13 protein-coding genes are annotated in these 15,428 nt (G+C 32.8%); 4 read left to right on the top strand and 9 right to left on the bottom strand.

What is annotated here, in order from left to right:
* Nucleotide 1: 1 nt before the first annotated feature.
* Both H526_RS0116280 and H526_RS0116275 read right to left on the bottom strand, forming a co-directional pair.
* Complete coding sequence (locus H526_RS0116280; protein WP_027393994.1) at nucleotides 2-676, bottom strand: CPBP family glutamic-type intramembrane protease; 675 nt, start codon at nucleotides 674-676, stop codon at nucleotides 2-4.
* Between the two features lie 9 nt (nucleotides 677-685).
* Entirely contained in the window at nucleotides 686-2,113 is a 1,428-nt protein-coding gene (locus H526_RS0116275) for an L-serine ammonia-lyase (RefSeq protein ID WP_027393993.1), read from the bottom strand.
* Between the two features lie 235 nt (nucleotides 2,114-2,348).
* On the opposite strand from H526_RS0116275, the gene dnaK reads away from it, so the two are divergent.
* Together dnaK and H526_RS0116265 are read left to right on the top strand one after the other, a co-directional pair.
* On the top strand, nucleotides 2,349-4,256 hold the full coding sequence (dnaK, locus tag H526_RS0116270) for a molecular chaperone DnaK (protein ID WP_027393992.1): 1,908 nt from the start codon (nucleotides 2,349-2,351) through the stop codon (nucleotides 4,254-4,256).
* A gap of 199 nt (nucleotides 4,257-4,455) precedes the next feature.
* Nucleotides 4,456-5,763 carry a phenylacetate--CoA ligase family protein gene (locus tag H526_RS0116265; protein WP_027393991.1) on the top strand — a complete coding sequence of 436 codons (1,308 nt, stop codon included), beginning with the start codon at nucleotides 4,456-4,458 and terminating at the stop codon, nucleotides 5,761-5,763.
* Nucleotides 5,764-5,893: 130 nt separating this feature from the next.
* On the opposite strand, the gene H526_RS0116260 is transcribed toward H526_RS0116265, so the two are convergent.
* The 4 genes from H526_RS0116260 to H526_RS0116245 all read right to left on the bottom strand — a co-directional run bounded on the left by H526_RS0116260 (nucleotide 5,894) and on the right by H526_RS0116245 (nucleotide 9,929).
* On the bottom strand, nucleotides 5,894-6,949 hold the full coding sequence (locus H526_RS0116260; protein ID WP_027393990.1) for a T9SS type A sorting domain-containing protein: 1,056 nt from the start codon (nucleotides 6,947-6,949) through the stop codon (nucleotides 5,894-5,896).
* Nucleotides 6,950-7,232: 283 nt separating this feature from the next.
* Nucleotides 7,233-8,942 (bottom strand): gamma-glutamyltransferase, encoded by a 1,710-nt coding sequence (gene ggt, locus H526_RS0116255; RefSeq protein ID WP_027393989.1) that lies wholly within the window; start codon nucleotides 8,940-8,942, stop codon nucleotides 7,233-7,235.
* 16 nt (nucleotides 8,943-8,958) lie between these two features.
* Complete coding sequence (locus tag H526_RS30970) at nucleotides 8,959-9,348, bottom strand: toxin-antitoxin system YwqK family antitoxin (protein ID WP_051336192.1); 390 nt, start codon at nucleotides 9,346-9,348, stop codon at nucleotides 8,959-8,961.
* Complete coding sequence (locus H526_RS0116245) at nucleotides 9,345-9,929, bottom strand: acyl carrier protein phosphodiesterase (RefSeq protein ID WP_027393988.1); 585 nt, start codon at nucleotides 9,927-9,929, stop codon at nucleotides 9,345-9,347. The genes H526_RS30970 and H526_RS0116245 overlap by 4 nt, the downstream gene beginning before the upstream one ends.
* A gap of 121 nt (nucleotides 9,930-10,050) precedes the next feature.
* Between H526_RS0116245 and glmM the strand changes: the two genes are divergently transcribed.
* On the top strand, nucleotides 10,051-11,439 hold the full coding sequence (glmM, locus tag H526_RS0116240; RefSeq protein ID WP_027393987.1) for a phosphoglucosamine mutase: 1,389 nt from the start codon (nucleotides 10,051-10,053) through the stop codon (nucleotides 11,437-11,439).
* 48 nt (nucleotides 11,440-11,487) lie between these two features.
* Here the strand turns inward: glmM and H526_RS0116235 are convergent, their stop codons facing one another.
* Complete coding sequence (locus H526_RS0116235) at nucleotides 11,488-12,387, bottom strand: lysophospholipid acyltransferase family protein (protein ID WP_027393986.1); 900 nt, start codon at nucleotides 12,385-12,387, stop codon at nucleotides 11,488-11,490.
* A 77-nt stretch (nucleotides 12,388-12,464) separates the two neighbouring features.
* On the bottom strand, nucleotides 12,465-13,370 hold the full coding sequence (locus tag H526_RS0116230) for a lysophospholipid acyltransferase family protein (protein ID WP_027393985.1): 906 nt from the start codon (nucleotides 13,368-13,370) through the stop codon (nucleotides 12,465-12,467).
* 137 nt (nucleotides 13,371-13,507) lie between these two features.
* On the opposite strand from H526_RS0116230, the gene H526_RS0116225 reads away from it, so the two are divergent.
* On the top strand, nucleotides 13,508-14,158 hold the full coding sequence (locus H526_RS0116225; RefSeq protein WP_027393984.1) for a rhomboid family intramembrane serine protease: 651 nt from the start codon (nucleotides 13,508-13,510) through the stop codon (nucleotides 14,156-14,158).
* Between the two features lie 57 nt (nucleotides 14,159-14,215).
* Here the strand turns inward: H526_RS0116225 and H526_RS0116220 are convergent, their stop codons facing one another.
* Nucleotides 14,216-15,337 carry a TlpA disulfide reductase family protein gene (locus H526_RS0116220; protein ID WP_027393983.1) on the bottom strand — a complete coding sequence of 374 codons (1,122 nt, stop codon included), beginning with the start codon at nucleotides 15,335-15,337 and terminating at the stop codon, nucleotides 14,216-14,218.
* Nucleotides 15,338-15,428: the final 91 nt, after the last annotated feature.

The following is a 15,428-nucleotide window of genomic DNA, read 5'->3' as shown; positions in this document are numbered from 1 at the left end:
CTTAGTATCTGCTACTTATTATTAAAAACACAACTCCATTATTAATAGCATGTAAAAGTATCGGCCAAATCATATGGTTGTTTTCTATTTTTATCTTACCAAACATGTGACCTGCAATAATTCTAGGAACAATTAGTAAAAACAAAATACTATCTATTCTAAAAGAATCTACATAATTGAAAATGTGCAAAAAACCGAAGATTATTGATGTAACCTGAAGTGTAATTGATTGATGTTCTTTTAAGTAAGTAACAACTTTTTCTAAAAAAGATTCTGATATTATTTTTTTATAGACGAAAAATAATAAAATCACAAAAAAGGTTAATAAAAGGAATCGGTAATACCATTCAAATTCAATTGTAATAAACAGTCCGGTTAGAAAAAGAGACCAAGAGGTTAAAAATAATATAAGATCCGAAGTTTTTGGTCTTAACAATGTTCTAAACATCAATTCTTCTATAAAAGGAGCAAAGATCACCATTGCAAAAAATGCTTTAAGCTTGTTTTCTTTTAGAATTTCGAAAATACCATCTTGAGAATATTTTTGTAAATCTAAATATGGGAATATGCTCTGAAGTAATGCTACGCAGATAAAGAATAGTATGTATAATCCGAATAATCGAAAGTAGCTTACAAATAATGTTTTTACTTTATGAAATACAATTTCTTTAGACATTAACTTATATTAACAGTCGCTTAAACTTACTTTAATAGCTAAACCTCCTTCACTAGTTTCTTTATATTTAGTATTCATGTCTTTTGCTGTTTCCCACATAGTTTCTATCACTTTATCCAATGGGACCTTTGCATTTGCTGCATCAGAGTCTAAAGCCATTTCGCAGGCATTGATCGCTTTTATGGCTCCCATTGCATTACGTTCGATACAAGGAATTTGTACTAATCCACCTATAGGATCACATGTTAATCCTAAATGATGTTCCATGGCAATCTCACTAGCCATTACTACTTGTTCAGGTGATCCTCCCATTAATTCGGTCAAAGCCCCTGCCGCCATTGCAGACGAAACTCCAATTTCCGCCTGACAACCACCCATCGCAGCAGATATTGTGGCTCCTTTTTTAAATAAACTGCCAATTTCTCCTGCAACTAGCATAAATTGTTTTATATCATCAAAATTGGCATCGTGATTTTCAATAACCATATAATACATCATAACTGCAGGTATAACTCCTGCACTCCCATTTGTAGGAGCAGTAACTACTCTTCCCAGAGATGCATTTACTTCATTTACAGCGAGAGCAAAACAAGAAACCCATTTTAATATCTGACGAAATTTCACTTCAGTATCTCTAATAGATTCAATCCATTCTGTTGGATTCGTATAGGTGGCAGAATCACTAATTAATTTCTTGTGTGTATCAAATGCCCTGCGTCTTACATTTAATCCTCCTGGAAGTGTTCCTTCAGTATGACAACCGAGGTACATAGATTCTAGCATAACATTCCAAATATCACTTATTCTAGCATCTATTTCTTCATGGGGCTGAAGAGAAAGTTCATTTTCTAATACAATTTCGGATATCTTTTTATTTTTCTTTTTACAATATTCTAAAAGATCTGTAGCTTTTTGAACTGGAAGAGGAAATTCTCTAAATGCTTCCATTTTTTTCTTTTCTCTTTTTCGGGTTTCCTGAACTACAAAACCACCACCAATAGAATAGAAGGTTGAAGCTATTTTTTTTTTATCCTTGAGAGTAGCTGTAAATGTTATGGCATTTGGATGAAATTCTTTAAACTCTCTGTTAAATACAATTTGAGTTTCAGGATTAAAGCTAATAGCTAATTCTTTATTAAATACTAAAACTTTATTCAGTTTTATATCTTCAATAATAGAAGAAATAGCAGCTACATCAATTGTTTGGGGATCATAACCGCACAAACCTAATATAGAAGCTATATCGGTAGCATGACCTTTACCAGTAAGGGATAAAGATCCGAATAGATCAACTGTTATTGATTCTACCAGATGAAACTGGTTGTTTTTTTTAAGTTCCGCAATCCAACGTCGTCCGGCTCTCCAAGGGCCAAAAGTATGGGAGCTAGAAGGGCCTACGCCGATCTTTAACATATCAAAAACACTGATACATTCCATAATTCTTAATTGAGTGTAAAATTATGTTGGTAAATATAATGTATTGATAAAAAAGAACGCTTTTTTTTATTAAATAGTTAGATTGTTTATTTGGTTTTATTTTTTGAAAGTATTTCGAATATTATATTACTTAGAATAAAGTAATGACATCCTGTCAGATAAATTGTCGTGGCATAATCATTGACTTAAGTGGAATAAATAATTTAGAACAACACTAAAACATTTATATACTAATATGAGTAAGATAATAGGAATAGATTTAGGGACAACAAACTCTTGTGTTTCTGTGATGGAAGGTAATGAGCCTGTTGTTATCCCTAATGCAGAGGGAAAGAGAACAACTCCGTCTGTAATTGCATTTGTAGAAGGAGGAGAAATTAAGGTGGGGGATCCTGCAAAGCGTCAGGCAGTAACTAACCCTACTAAAACAATCTCTTCTATTAAAAGATTTATGGGGAATAAATTCTCTGAATCCGCAAAAGAAGCAGATAGAGCTGCATATAAAGTAGTAAAAGGAGATAATGATACGCCTCGAGTTGATATCGATGGTCGTTTATATACGCCACAAGAATTATCTGCAATGACACTTCAAAAAATGAAGAAAACTGCAGAAGATTATCTTGGACAGGATGTAACCAGAGCTGTAATTACTGTACCGGCTTATTTTAATGATGCGCAGCGTCAGGCTACTAAAGAAGCTGGAGAAATTGCTGGTCTTAAAGTAGAAAGAATAATCAATGAGCCTACTGCGGCTGCATTGGCATATGGCCTTGATAAAAAAGGTACTGATCAGAAGATTGTAGTATTTGATTTTGGTGGAGGAACTCATGATGTATCGATCCTTGAATTAGGAGATGGTGTATTCGAAGTATTATCTACTGATGGAGATACACATTTAGGTGGAGATGATGTAGATCAAAAGATAATAGACTGGTTAGCAGAGGAATTTAAGAGTGAAGAGGACATGGATCTACGAAAAGACCCAATGGCACTTCAACGTCTTAAAGAAGCTGCAGAAAAAGCGAAGATAGAATTATCTTCTTCTTCTCAGACAGAAATTAATTTACCATATGTAACGGCTACAGCTAGTGGTCCTAAGCACTTAGTAAGATCATTGACAAAAGCTAAATTTGATCAATTGATTGATGATTTGGTAAAACGTACTATCGATCCTTGTCGTACTGCACTTGATGCTGCAGGTTTATCTACAAGTGATATCGATGAGATTATATTAGTAGGAGGTTCTACTCGTATTCCTGCAGTTCAGGAAGCAGTGGAAAAGTTCTTTGGTAAGGCACCAAGTAAAGGAGTAAACCCGGATGAGGTAGTTGCTGTTGGAGCTGCTATCCAAGGAGGAGTTCTTACAGGAGATGTAAAAGATGTATTGTTATTAGATGTAACACCACTTTCTCTAGGTATTGAGACAATGGGTAATGTTATGACTAAGCTGATTGAAGCAAATACAACGATTCCTACGAAGAAATCACAAGTTTTTTCTACAGCAGCAGATAATCAACCTTCTGTAGAAATTCATGTGTTACAAGGAGAGCGTCCTATGGCGGCGGATAACAAAACGATAGGTCGTTTCCACTTAGATGGAATTCCACCTGCGCAAAGAGGTACACCACAGATCGAAGTTACTTTTGACATAGATGCTAATGGTATTATCAAAGTTTCTGCTACTGATAAAGCTACTAATAAGTCACAGGATATTCGTATCGAAGCATCTTCTGGATTAACAGAAGAGGAAATCGAGAAAATGAAGCAAGAAGCAGAAGCGAATGCTGAAGCAGATAAAGCAGCAAAAGAAACTGCAGATAAGTTGAATGAAGCGGATGGAATGATTTTCCAGACGGAAAAACAACTTAAAGAGTTTGGCGATAAAATCTCTGATGATAATAAGAAACCAGTAGAAGAAGCTTTAGAAGAATTAAAGAAAGCTTACGAAACTAAGGATCTTGCAATTATACAGCCAGCACTTGATAAAATGAATGAAGCATGGAAAGCAGCTAGTGAAGAAATGTACAAAGCACAAGCCGAAGCGCAAGGTGGTGCGGCAGGTCCAGAAGCTGGAGCACAACCAGAAGGAGGAGACTCTGAAGGAAGTGATGTAGAAGATGTAGATTTTGAAGAAGTGAAATAACATTTGTTATTCTATATAAAAAAAAGCACAGTGAAAACTGTGCTTTTTTTGTGTTTATATTTATGAATAACAAAAAAAAGTTTACTTTTATCAAGGCTTAACAATACCCCTGTTTATAATTTTATTCACACACAGTTATTCTTAATAGAGGAAATCGCTATACTACCTATATATAGGGTTAAAGTAATGGAATATACTAATGAATCTATCACAAGTTTTTCGTAGAAAAATCTTTTGGTTTTTTGATATTCTTAAAGGAAATGATATCAAAAGCCATTTTAAGGATATTAAAGAATTGATTGAGAATCCAAATTCTCAATCGGTTCAAGCTAAAAAAGATAGATATCTTCAGAAAATACTCAAGCATGCTGTTAGTACTACCTGGTTTTATCAGAAATATTCAGGTTATAATTCAATTTTAGATTTTCCAGTAATTAATAAAAACATAATTCGTGATAATTTTGAAGAATTTAAATCTTCTAAATATAAAGCGAAGAATTGCGTGTTAGTTTCTACTAGTGGTTCTACGGGAGCTCCATTTTCTGTGTTACAGAATATGAGTAAACGCTGTCGTAATACAGGGGATAATTTATATTTTTCTTATCAATCGGGATATGAGATCGGGCAAAAATTAATTTATGTAAAAATTTGGCCTGATAATTACAAGCATAATATACTTTCGAGATTTTGGTGGCAGAACATATATCCTAAAAGTGTTTTCCAACTTTCGGATAAAGAAATAGAAGTTTTTATAAAAGAATTAAGATTAAATTCTTCAAAAAAGAGTTTTCTGGGATACACTTCTGCGTTTACTAAAATTTGTCAACACCTTGATAAGGTAGAGGCAGATCCTGTAGATACCAATGTGCAGTCAATTATTACAATGTCAGAAGGGCTTAATGATTATGTGAGAAATCGTATGAAAAAGTATTTTGGAGTTTCACCAATTTCGAGATATTCTAATAATGAGAATGGAATTTTAGCCCAAGAAGATAGACAGGGACGTTCTAAATTTATTATCAATTCCGCAAGTTATTTTATTGAGGTTTTTGATTTCTATAAAGATGTTCCAGTGTCTCCAGGTGAAAGGGGGAGAATTATTGTTACTGATTTACATAATTATGCAATGCCAATAATTCGATATGATACAGGAGATATAGGAGTTGTAAGTTTAGATAAAAATAATATCAGTTATCTCTCGTCAATTGAGGGTAGAAAATTAGATTTGATTTATGATACTAAAGGAGGTATAGTTCCTTCTCATGTTTCTTATAAGCTATGTAAATATGGTGATTATAAACAGTTTCAGTTGGTTCAGTATGGTGAAAAGAGCTATAAGATCAAATTAAATACGGATAAGAAAGTGGATGAAGCTACTATGTTAGAAGAATTTAAAGGGTATTTGGGTCAAAATGCTCGTATAGATATATTGTATGTAGATGAAATCCCCTTGCTTTCTTCTGGGAAAAGAAGAGAAGTTACAAACACCTATCATTCGAAGTTATAAGGTAACAGCTGCTTTTCGAAGTATTGAATTCATTAAATAGATAATGTTTTACGATAAATAAAGCCAATGAAATGCATCATTGGCTTTTTGTTTATTTTTTGACCTTAATATTTTTTAATTCTGTTATATTTTATCTAATAAATTTTAAGAATTTCGAATCAGATCGTGCAATATATAACCCTTTTGGGAGCGTTGATAAGTTGATATTTGTGGTGTTTTTTACATCTTCAACTTCATATACTTTTTTACCTATAATGTTATAAATACTTAAAGACTTTATTTCATTTACATCATTGATTACTAAAGATGCCGAAGTATTATTAAAGTATAATTTATCTCTATCGAAAGTGGTGAAATCACTAGTGCTAAGTACAGGTGAAATAGTAATTTCTGGGTATTCTCCAGATACGCTCCAATCCGCATCAGAACTAGCATCTGGATTATCTGCAGAAGACAATTTTCCAAAAATGTAATACTTGGTTCCTGAAAGTGATGCACTTATTGGGAGGTCTGACGGTATGTCAAGAGTAACTGTAGTTGATATATCTGTTCCTGCTACAACAGTCGGAGTAACAATTACAGCAGTACCGTTTGCAGTAGTTCCGCCAAAAATACCTGGAACATCAGCCTCGAAAATTTGAAATTGTGTAGCAACATCCATAGATGCTGTATATGTATAATTTAATGTAATAGATTCTCCAGCAGCTACAGTAACTGGATTTGCAGAGTCGTATGTTATAGAATAAGGAGGAGATGTAACTATTATTGAAGGATATACTCCTCCAGTATCCCAGGTTACATCCGCTGTAGCATCAGAGTTTGCTTCGGAAGATAGTTTTCCGAAAATACGATATTCCGTTCCGGAAAGGGAAGAACTTAATGGCAAATTGGCTGGGATATTAAGAGTAATTGTACCCATAACATCTGTTCCTGCATCTAGCGTAGGAAATTCAGCTACTGCGGTTCCTATAGCTGTAGCGCCTCCGAAAATACCTGAATTATCAGTTTCAAAAATCTGAAATTGAGCACCAACCTCCATGGATGCCGAGTATGTATAATTTAATGTTATAGATTGACCGGCAACAACAGTAACAGGATCTGCAGAATCATAACTAATAGAATATTGCGCGGTTACGCTAAAAATAGAGCATAAGCATAGTAGGAGTGAAAATAATTTTTTAATCATAATTACATATTTTAAACATTGTATTTTTTTAAAATCTGTTTACGTTTTAACAATGTTAATTAAGTTTCCACTAATGTATTCTTAAGGATAAATCTCTAGTGTAATAATTGTTGCAATTAATGATAATATTGTTGCATTAGCTCTGAATAAAGGGCTATGAAGTTTGTTTTTGTTGTGATAATTTAAATTTTTTAACTTTTTTTATAGTAATAGTGGTGTTTTATAGTTAACAAGTTTAGAATAATATATGGTTTTTGTTTTTTGGTAAAACGAAGATTTGATTTTAAAATCCAACTGCCGTATCATCTCCGCGTTTATCAGCACCTCCTTCTAAAGTTCCATCAGATAATACTAAAATGCCATCTACTTTACCAATAATTCTACTTTGTTCTTCGTTTGTCTTGTATCCTTTACTTCTTAAGCTATCTAGCACATTTTTGTCAAATGAATTAGGTTCAAAAATAACAACATCTGGCAGCCATTGGTGATGAAAACGAGGTGCATTTACTGCGTCTTGCATGGTCATTCCATATTCTTTAACATTTAAGATAGTTTGTAAAACTGATGTGATAATAGTAGATCCTCCAGGAGTTCCAACGGACATCCATAATTCACCATCTTTTTCGACTAGGGTTGGAGTCATTGAACTAAGCATTCTTTTTTCTGGAGCAATTGCATTAGCTTCAGCTCCTAGAAGCCCAAACATATTAGGAGTTCCAGGTTTAGCACTAAAATCATCCATTTCATTATTTAGAAAGAAACCTAGTTCAGGAACAAAAAGTTTAGAGCCATACGCGCCATTTAATGTTGTAGTTACAGAAATTGCATTTCCGAATTGATCAACGATAGAATAATGAGTAGTCTCACTACTTTCATATCCAGGAATACTTCCGTAGCTAAGATCTGTAGATAAAGTAGCTTTATCCATATCGAAATCATTCATTCTTTCGGATAAGTATGCATCACTTATTAAAGTGTCGATTGGAATTTTTACAAAATCTGGATCACCTAAATAGAAGCTTCTATCTGCATAAGCTCTTCTTTCTGCTTCTGTTATTACTTGTATCGATTTTAAAGAATTATGTCCGTACGTACTAAGGTCGTAGGGTTCAATCATCTTCATGATTTGCGCTAAGCATACTCCACCACTAGAAGGAGGAGACATTGATATGATATTTAAATCTTTATATGAGAATTTAACTGGATCCCGCCATTTAGCTTGGTATTTGCTTAGATCCTCCATAGTCATTATTCCACCTTGTGATTGGATATAAGCAACTAATTTTTCTCCCGTTTCTCCTTTATAAAATTCATTTTTTCCATTCTTAATAATTCGCTCAAGTGTTTTTGCTAACATTGGATTTTTAAGGGTGTCATTTGCTTTAATTGTCTGAGCATAAAGAATGGTGTCTTTATTGGTTTCAATAAATAGGTCTTTAAAGTGGTTAAGCCGTTTTTCTTGATTTTCTGTAATTACATACCCTTTTTTAGCAAGTTCTACCACAGGAGTTAACAGCTCTTCTATAGAGAGTGTTCCAAATTTTTCGTGTACTTCGAAAATACCAGCGATTGTGCCAGGAACACCTACAGCTAAAGAACCTAGTTGACTTTTTTCTGGGATTGGATCTCCATTTTCATCGAGATACATATCTTTAAATGCGGCGAGAGGAGCTTTTTCACGATAATCAATAGCGCCAGTTTCTCCATTAGCTTTTCTATATACCATAAACCCACCACCTCCTAGATTACCGGCATACGGGTAAGAAACTGCCAATGCCATTTCTGTAGCTACCATAGCATCAAATGCATTACCACCTTTCTGGAGAATATCTTTACCAATTTTAGAAGCTTCTTCTCGTGCAGATACAACCATCGCATTTTTTTCAATTACACCAAAAACAGGTTTTGTTTCAGAAACAATTTCTTGTTCTGATTCTGGATTGGTCTTACATGAGATAACTAGAATAAAAAGTAAAAGATAAAGTAATCGCATAGTGTTAGATGTTTTTTTAGTAATTAATTTCTTTAATTGTGTTGTTTTTTTTATCATAAAATTTCCAATAACCCGAAGGTTTGCAATTATCTATATGTCCCTCAGACTTTACATTTCCATTGGTGTGATATTCTTTCCAATATCCTTGTTTTTTACCGTTTTGATAATGCCCTTCTATTTTTACATTTCCGTTTCGATAAAAATATTTCCAAAAGCCTTGTTTAATTCCGTTATTATAATGGCCAAGACTTTCTAAGTTTATTGAATTAGGATAGTAATTTTTGGTATATCCATTTTTAGTAGTTGTAATGACTTCTTCATCACATATGTTTTTTATTGTAACATTGCTTTCTCTTTTATTACAAGAAAATATCAGGAGCAATAAAAAAAGATATAATATTTTCACAGCGTTCTCATTTCATTTTTTGTAAACAACTCTAATTCTTCAAAGAAAGATCGGAATTCTTTTTCGAACTCATTGTAATACTGTTCTAGTTCTACAACGGCAAAGTTCATTTTTGATTTGTTTTTAGTGCGATGGTTCATTTGATAAAGAATTCTTCCTATCCCTGGAATTGTAGCATAACTAAGTAGCCAATTGTCACGAAACATATAGGGAAGAAAATCCTGTACTCGTTTTGGAAGAACTTCATAATATTCTTGTAATAACGTATAGAAATCAGAGACATATTTATCTAATGGAATTTTAGAATAATCACTCCAATATGCAGCTAAATAATGATCATATAATATGTCCACGATAACAGTGCTGTAGTGTCCATATTTTGGGAATAATCTCAAAACACTTTCTCTTACAATTGGATGACTATCGGTATATGAGTCTATTTTACGATGTAGAGTAATACCTTGTTGTATCCGTTCTGGGAATTGAGCAAACTTTTTTCCTTTAACAGAATCGGCAATAAAATTACCTATTTTAAGTTCTTGATCTTCTCCAGAAAGGTAGATATGGGCTAAAAAATTCATTAGGTGAATTTACAATTTTTTAGAAAGTTGTTATTGTTTTTATGTAAACTTTAATCATAGGGTTGTGGTAATGACTTGTAGCACGTACATTTGTTAAAAACAAAAAATAATCAATCGATATATGACATTAATCAAATCAATATCTGGTATTCGCGGAACTATTGGGGGAAAAGTAGGAGATAATTTAACACCTATAGACGCAGTTAAATTTGCATCAGCGTATGGAAGCTGGCTAAAAGCAGAGACCAATAAAGAACATCCTATCGTAGTTGTTGGTAGAGATGCCCGTATTTCTGGATCAATGATTCAGCAATTAGTAATGAATGGATTAATAGGTTTAGGTATTCATGTTGTGGATTTAGGATTGTCAACCACTCCTACTGTCGAGGTAGCAGTTCCTTTAGAAAAAGCAGATGGAGGAATCATCTTAACCGCAAGTCATAATCCAAAACAGTGGAATGCACTTAAGTTATTAGATGGTAAGGGAGAGTTCTTGAATGCAGAAAATGGAAAAAAGATTTTAGACATAGCAGAAAATGATGATTATCATTTTGCAGAAGTAGATGACTTAGGTTCAATAACAACAAATGATACTTATATTGATAAGCATATTGAAGAGGTGTTGAATCTTTCTTTAGTGAACTCAGAAATCGTTAAAGAAGCAGGTTTTAAAGTTGTTGTGGATGCAGTTAATTCTACTGGGGGAATAGCTATTCCGAAACTACTTAAAAAGATGGGGGTTGAGGTAGTAGAACTTTATTGTGAGCCTAATGGCCATTTCCCACATAATCCAGAACCTCTAAAAGAACATTTAACCGATTTATCAGAACTTGTTGTAAAGGAAAAAGCAGATTTTGGTCTTACTGTAGACCCTGATGTTGATCGTTTAGCATTTATGAGTGAAGATGGAGAAATGTTTGGAGAAGAATATACATTAGTTGCATGTGCGGATTTCGTACTAGGTAAGACGCCAGGTAATACAGTATCTAATTTATCTTCTAGTAGAGCATTAAGAGATGTTACCGAAAAACATAATGGTACTTATGAAGCCAGTGCAGTAGGAGAGGTGAATGTAGTTTCAAAAATGAAAGCTAATAATGCAATCATTGGGGGAGAAGGAAATGGTGGTATTATTTATCCAGAGTTACATTATGGAAGAGATTCTCTAGTTGGTGTTGCATTGTTTTTAACACACTTGGCAGAGAAAAAGTGTAGTGTAAGTGCGTTACGTAATAGTTACCCATCGTATTTTATGAGTAAAAATAAGGTGCAATTAACTCCAGAATTAAATGTTGATGAAATTTTAAAAGGATTTCATAATAAACATGTAACGGAAGAAGTTAGTACGGTTGATGGTGTAAAAGTGGATTTTAGTGATTCTTGGGTTCATCTAAGAAAAAGTAATACAGAACCTATTATTAGAATATATACAGAAGCTTTAAGTCAGGAAAAAGCGGATCAATTAGCAAATGATACAATCGCTACTCTTAAAGAAATAGCAGGAATTTAATATTATTTTTAGAGCACTCTTGTTAATCCAATTGACAAGAGTGTTTGATTAATGTACTGTTGCATCTTTAGGTATTTCTGCATTACGATGTTTCCATCGCTTGTGTGTCCACAAATAATATTCCGGAGCTTTACGGATTTGTTCCTCTACCATTCTTAAGTAAGTTTCCACAATATAAAAATCTTCGCAGTTTTTTGCATTTTCTGTAATTGGAATAAATCTAGCTTGGTAATACCCTCTCTTTATTTTTTCTACCTGTAAATAGGCAACGGACATGTCTAGTCTTTTAGCTAATACAGCTCCACCAACATGGGTAGGTACTTTGATACCCATAAAATCGGTCCAATATGTTGCTTTTGTCAAACTTGGTGATTGATCAGATAAGAATGCATAAGAACATAGTTTACCATTAACCTTATCTCTTGTAATTTCTTTCATAGCGTTATAACTAGCAATAAGTCGTGCATCATATCGCTTTCTTATGCGATGTACAAGTTGGTCAAAGTATTTGTTTTTAACTTGTTTATAAACACCGACTGTCGGGAAATTAATTAATAATTGTGTAACTGTAGCCCATTCATAACTGGCATAATGCGCCATTAGGACTACTATACTTTTGTTTTTTGCTTCTAGTTTTTTAAGAGATTCGATATCAATAATTTTAAACCTATCCAGAAGGTCCTTATCACTTATAGAAATTGATTTAATCATTTCTAAAAACATATCGCACATATGTTTATAAAAAGCTTTTCTTATTTTGGAGATCTCTTCAGAAGATTTTTCAGGAAAAACCAGTGTCAGGTTCTCTGTTACAGCTTTCTTTCTATATGCAATAATGTGATATACAAGAATGTATACACCGGTAGAAAACATATAAAACAGACGCCACGGTAGTTTAGAAATAATCCATAAAATTGGATACACAAGGCGATATACCAATAGTTGCATTATGTTAATTTAGCCTACAAATATAAAATTATTTGAGGTTCAAAAATCTTAGTATAATCTTAAATAAAAGTGAAATTTTAAGCAATTACAGCATCCTTAGGAGGTTTAGCATTGCGATGTTTCCATCGTTTATGAGTCCATAAATAATTCTCCGGTTTATGCTTGATTTGTTCTTCAAGTAGTTTTGTGAATTTCTTGGTAATAGCATATTCATCTTCATTTTTTGGATCTTCAGAAATTGGAATCAAAGTTGCCTCATAATACCCTCTTTTTATCTTCTCTACGTGAAGATAAAATATACTAAGACCTAATCTTCTAGAAAGAACTTCTCCTCCTACAAATGCCGGTACCTTTATTCCCATAAAGTCTGTCCAGAATGTTGCATTATTTAGTTTAGGTGATTGATCAGAAATTAAACCATATAAACTTAATTCAGGATTCTCCTTTCTTTGATCCATCGTCATTTCTCTGAAAACTTTAGCGCTTGGAATTAATCTAGAGTTAAATCTGCCCCTAATTCTATGTACTAACTTGTCAAAATATTTGTTCTTGATAGGTTTGTAAATCCCAACGCATCTAAACTTACTTATTAAATCAATCGAATTGGTCCATTCATAACTATTATAATGCCCCATCATCGCAATGATACTTTTATTTTTATTCTCTAAGTCTACTATAGCATCTAGGTTGGTAATATGAAAACGTTTTACGATTTCTTTTTCACTTATAGATAAAGAACGAATCATTTCTAAGAACATATCACACATATGTTTATACGAAGCTTTTCGAATACGATTTATTTCCTTGGTATCCTTATCGGGAAAAGCTAAGTTTAGATTTTCTGTTACTGTTTTTCTTCGATACCTTACAATATGATAAGTAAGGATGTAAACACAAGTTGAAAACAAGTAAAATAATCTCCAAGGTAGTTTAGATATGATCCAAAGTATGGGATATACTAAACTATAAATCACTAATTGCATTAAATTCTATTTTTAGCGGCTAAAGATAATCTATTTTAGCTTACTATTACTAAACTATAAAATCATCTTATTTCTAAATAAATTCGATACTCATTGGGTTGAAATATATATTATATTTGGATGATAAAATATTATGTATGCTAAATCTTGATGTAGTAGTAATTGCCATTATATTGGTAAATGTGCTAGTTTCTTTAAAGGGATTAAATGATTTTTCTTTTTTGGAACGCTATAAGTTTAATATTGGAGGTATAAGACGTGGTGAGCAAATACGAATGCTTACTTCTGGTTTTTTGCATGTAGATCATATGCATTTATTTTTTAATATGTTTACCTTATACTTTTTTGCACCAGTAGTTCTTAATGCATTAGGAAATATTAAGTTTCTTGTAATCTATTTTTGTAGCTTGATTGTAGGGAACTTGTTTTCTCTCTTTTTTCATAAGGATGAGTATCATTATAGTGCTGTTGGAGCTAGTGGAGCTGTTTCTGGAATTATTTTTTCAGCAATATTATTTCAACCAGGAATGAAATTGTATCTGATGTTTATTCCTATTCCTATTCCTGCCTATATTTTTGGTATTGGATATTTGCTATATTCAATTTATGGGATGAAGAGTAGGTCTGGTAATATTGGACACGACGCCCATTTTGGTGGAGCAGTTGGAGGATATGTAGTGACATTAATTCTTGCCCCTTTTTTGTTTCAAGAAAACCTTTTAATGATAGGGTTGTTAGCAATCCCCATAATTGTTTTGTTTGTCATGCAACGACTCGGGAAACTTTAAATAAAAAAAGATCTGATTATCAGATCTTTTTTTATTTAAATTGTTATCGTTCCGAATCTACAGAGATTCTTCTCCTAATAATTCTGAAATTTTTGTTTCTAAAGCAGGTCCTCTAAGGTTTTTAGCAATTACGTTCCCTTTATCATCGATAATAAAAGTAGCGGGGATTGATCTTACTCCATAGGCTTTTGCTATTGGATCTTGCCAAAATTTTAGGTGGGATACGTGATTCCATTCTAAATTATCTTGATCGATTGCTGTTGTCCAATGGTCTTTTTTTCTATCCAGAGAAACTCCTATAATATTTAACCCTTTATCATGATATTTATTATAAACTCTAACTACATTAGGATTCTCTGCTCTACAAGGTTTACACCAAGATGCCCAAAAATCAATTATAGTAATTTTACCCATGGATTCTTTAAGAGAAACCATTTTTCCCTCAGGATTAGGAGCAGAAAAATCTTCAGCCTCACTACCTATATCTATTTTACCAATAGAAGCTGTAATTAATCGATCTAGGTTTTTACCTAATCGTGATGTTTTTAAGGTGTCCTGGACAGTAGCATATATTTTTTTAATTTGTTTTGCGGGAGCAGCTTTTAGATTTAATAAATCTGTAAGCGCCATTACTGCTACTAACGAATTTGGATTGTTTTCAGCAATTTCTCTTCTGTATTTATTTTCGTCAACACGTATCTTTTGCAATTTTCTAGATAAATTAACTGTTTTTCCTGTTTCTTTTAACTTAGAGGCTATCTGATATTGATTACTAAGTTCTTGTTTTTCTTTCCCAAAATCAATCATCTTACTTAAGTACTTGAAAAATAATTGATTTTCAGGTCCTCCCTTAATAATTGAAGATCGCAAACTATCCTTGTAGATAGTCATTTTAATGGGATTGTTTTCAGCAAGGAATAATACATTTTGCGGCGTCCCATTAAAGGTTAAATAATTAAAATCATTATCTTCTACCACAGGTAATGATATCGAAAATTTACCTTGCTGTATCGTAGTAGAATCTATGATAGTAGGTCTGTTTGACTGGTTTATTGCATTCACATATACTGTAACTCCATCTTCAAACCCATTTGTTTCAGCTGTAATTGAATATCCCTTTTCCTCTTTTTGACATGCTGCAATTAACAATACGAGAGCAAGCAGTACTATTTTTTTCATTCTATTTCTTTTTTGATCTGTAAAAATATGTAATATGGACCTTAAACCCCAAAAATTAACTTTTAAATATAAGTATTTGTTAATATTTAAT

This window comes from Aquimarina latercula DSM 2041 (genome assembly GCF_000430645.1).
GTDB lineage: Bacteria > Bacteroidota > Bacteroidia > Flavobacteriales > Flavobacteriaceae > Aquimarina > Aquimarina latercula.
Note: the sequence above shows the minus strand (reverse complement) of the source record. Positions and strands in the feature narration are given on the sequence as shown.

What these genes read in the sequence shown, in the direction of transcription:
- H526_RS0116280 (WP_027393994.1), bottom strand. Translation starts at nt 676, where the DNA reads ATGTCTAAAGAAATTGTATTTCATAAAGTAAAAACATTATTTGTAAGC.
- H526_RS0116275 (WP_027393993.1), bottom strand. Translation starts at nt 2,113, where the DNA reads ATGGAATGTATCAGTGTTTTTGATATGTTAAAGATCGGCGTAGGCCCT.
- dnaK (WP_027393992.1), top strand. Translation starts at nt 2,349, where the DNA reads ATGAGTAAGATAATAGGAATAGATTTAGGGACAACAAACTCTTGTGTT.
- H526_RS0116265 (WP_027393991.1), top strand. Translation starts at nt 4,456, where the DNA reads ATGAATCTATCACAAGTTTTTCGTAGAAAAATCTTTTGGTTTTTTGAT.
- H526_RS0116260 (WP_027393990.1), bottom strand. Translation starts at nt 6,949, where the DNA reads ATGATTAAAAAATTATTTTCACTCCTACTATGCTTATGCTCTATTTTT.
- ggt (WP_027393989.1), bottom strand. Translation starts at nt 8,942, where the DNA reads ATGCGATTACTTTATCTTTTACTTTTTATTCTAGTTATCTCATGTAAG.
- H526_RS0116245 (WP_027393988.1), bottom strand. Translation starts at nt 9,929, where the DNA reads ATGAATTTTTTAGCCCATATCTACCTTTCTGGAGAAGATCAAGAACTT.
- glmM (WP_027393987.1), top strand. Translation starts at nt 10,051, where the DNA reads ATGACATTAATCAAATCAATATCTGGTATTCGCGGAACTATTGGGGGA.
- H526_RS0116235 (WP_027393986.1), bottom strand. Translation starts at nt 12,387, where the DNA reads ATGCAACTATTGGTATATCGCCTTGTGTATCCAATTTTATGGATTATT.
- H526_RS0116230 (WP_027393985.1), bottom strand. Translation starts at nt 13,370, where the DNA reads ATGCAATTAGTGATTTATAGTTTAGTATATCCCATACTTTGGATCATA.
- H526_RS0116225 (WP_027393984.1), top strand. Translation starts at nt 13,508, where the DNA reads ATGCTAAATCTTGATGTAGTAGTAATTGCCATTATATTGGTAAATGTG.
- H526_RS0116220 (WP_027393983.1), bottom strand. Translation starts at nt 15,337, where the DNA reads ATGAAAAAAATAGTACTGCTTGCTCTCGTATTGTTAATTGCAGCATGT.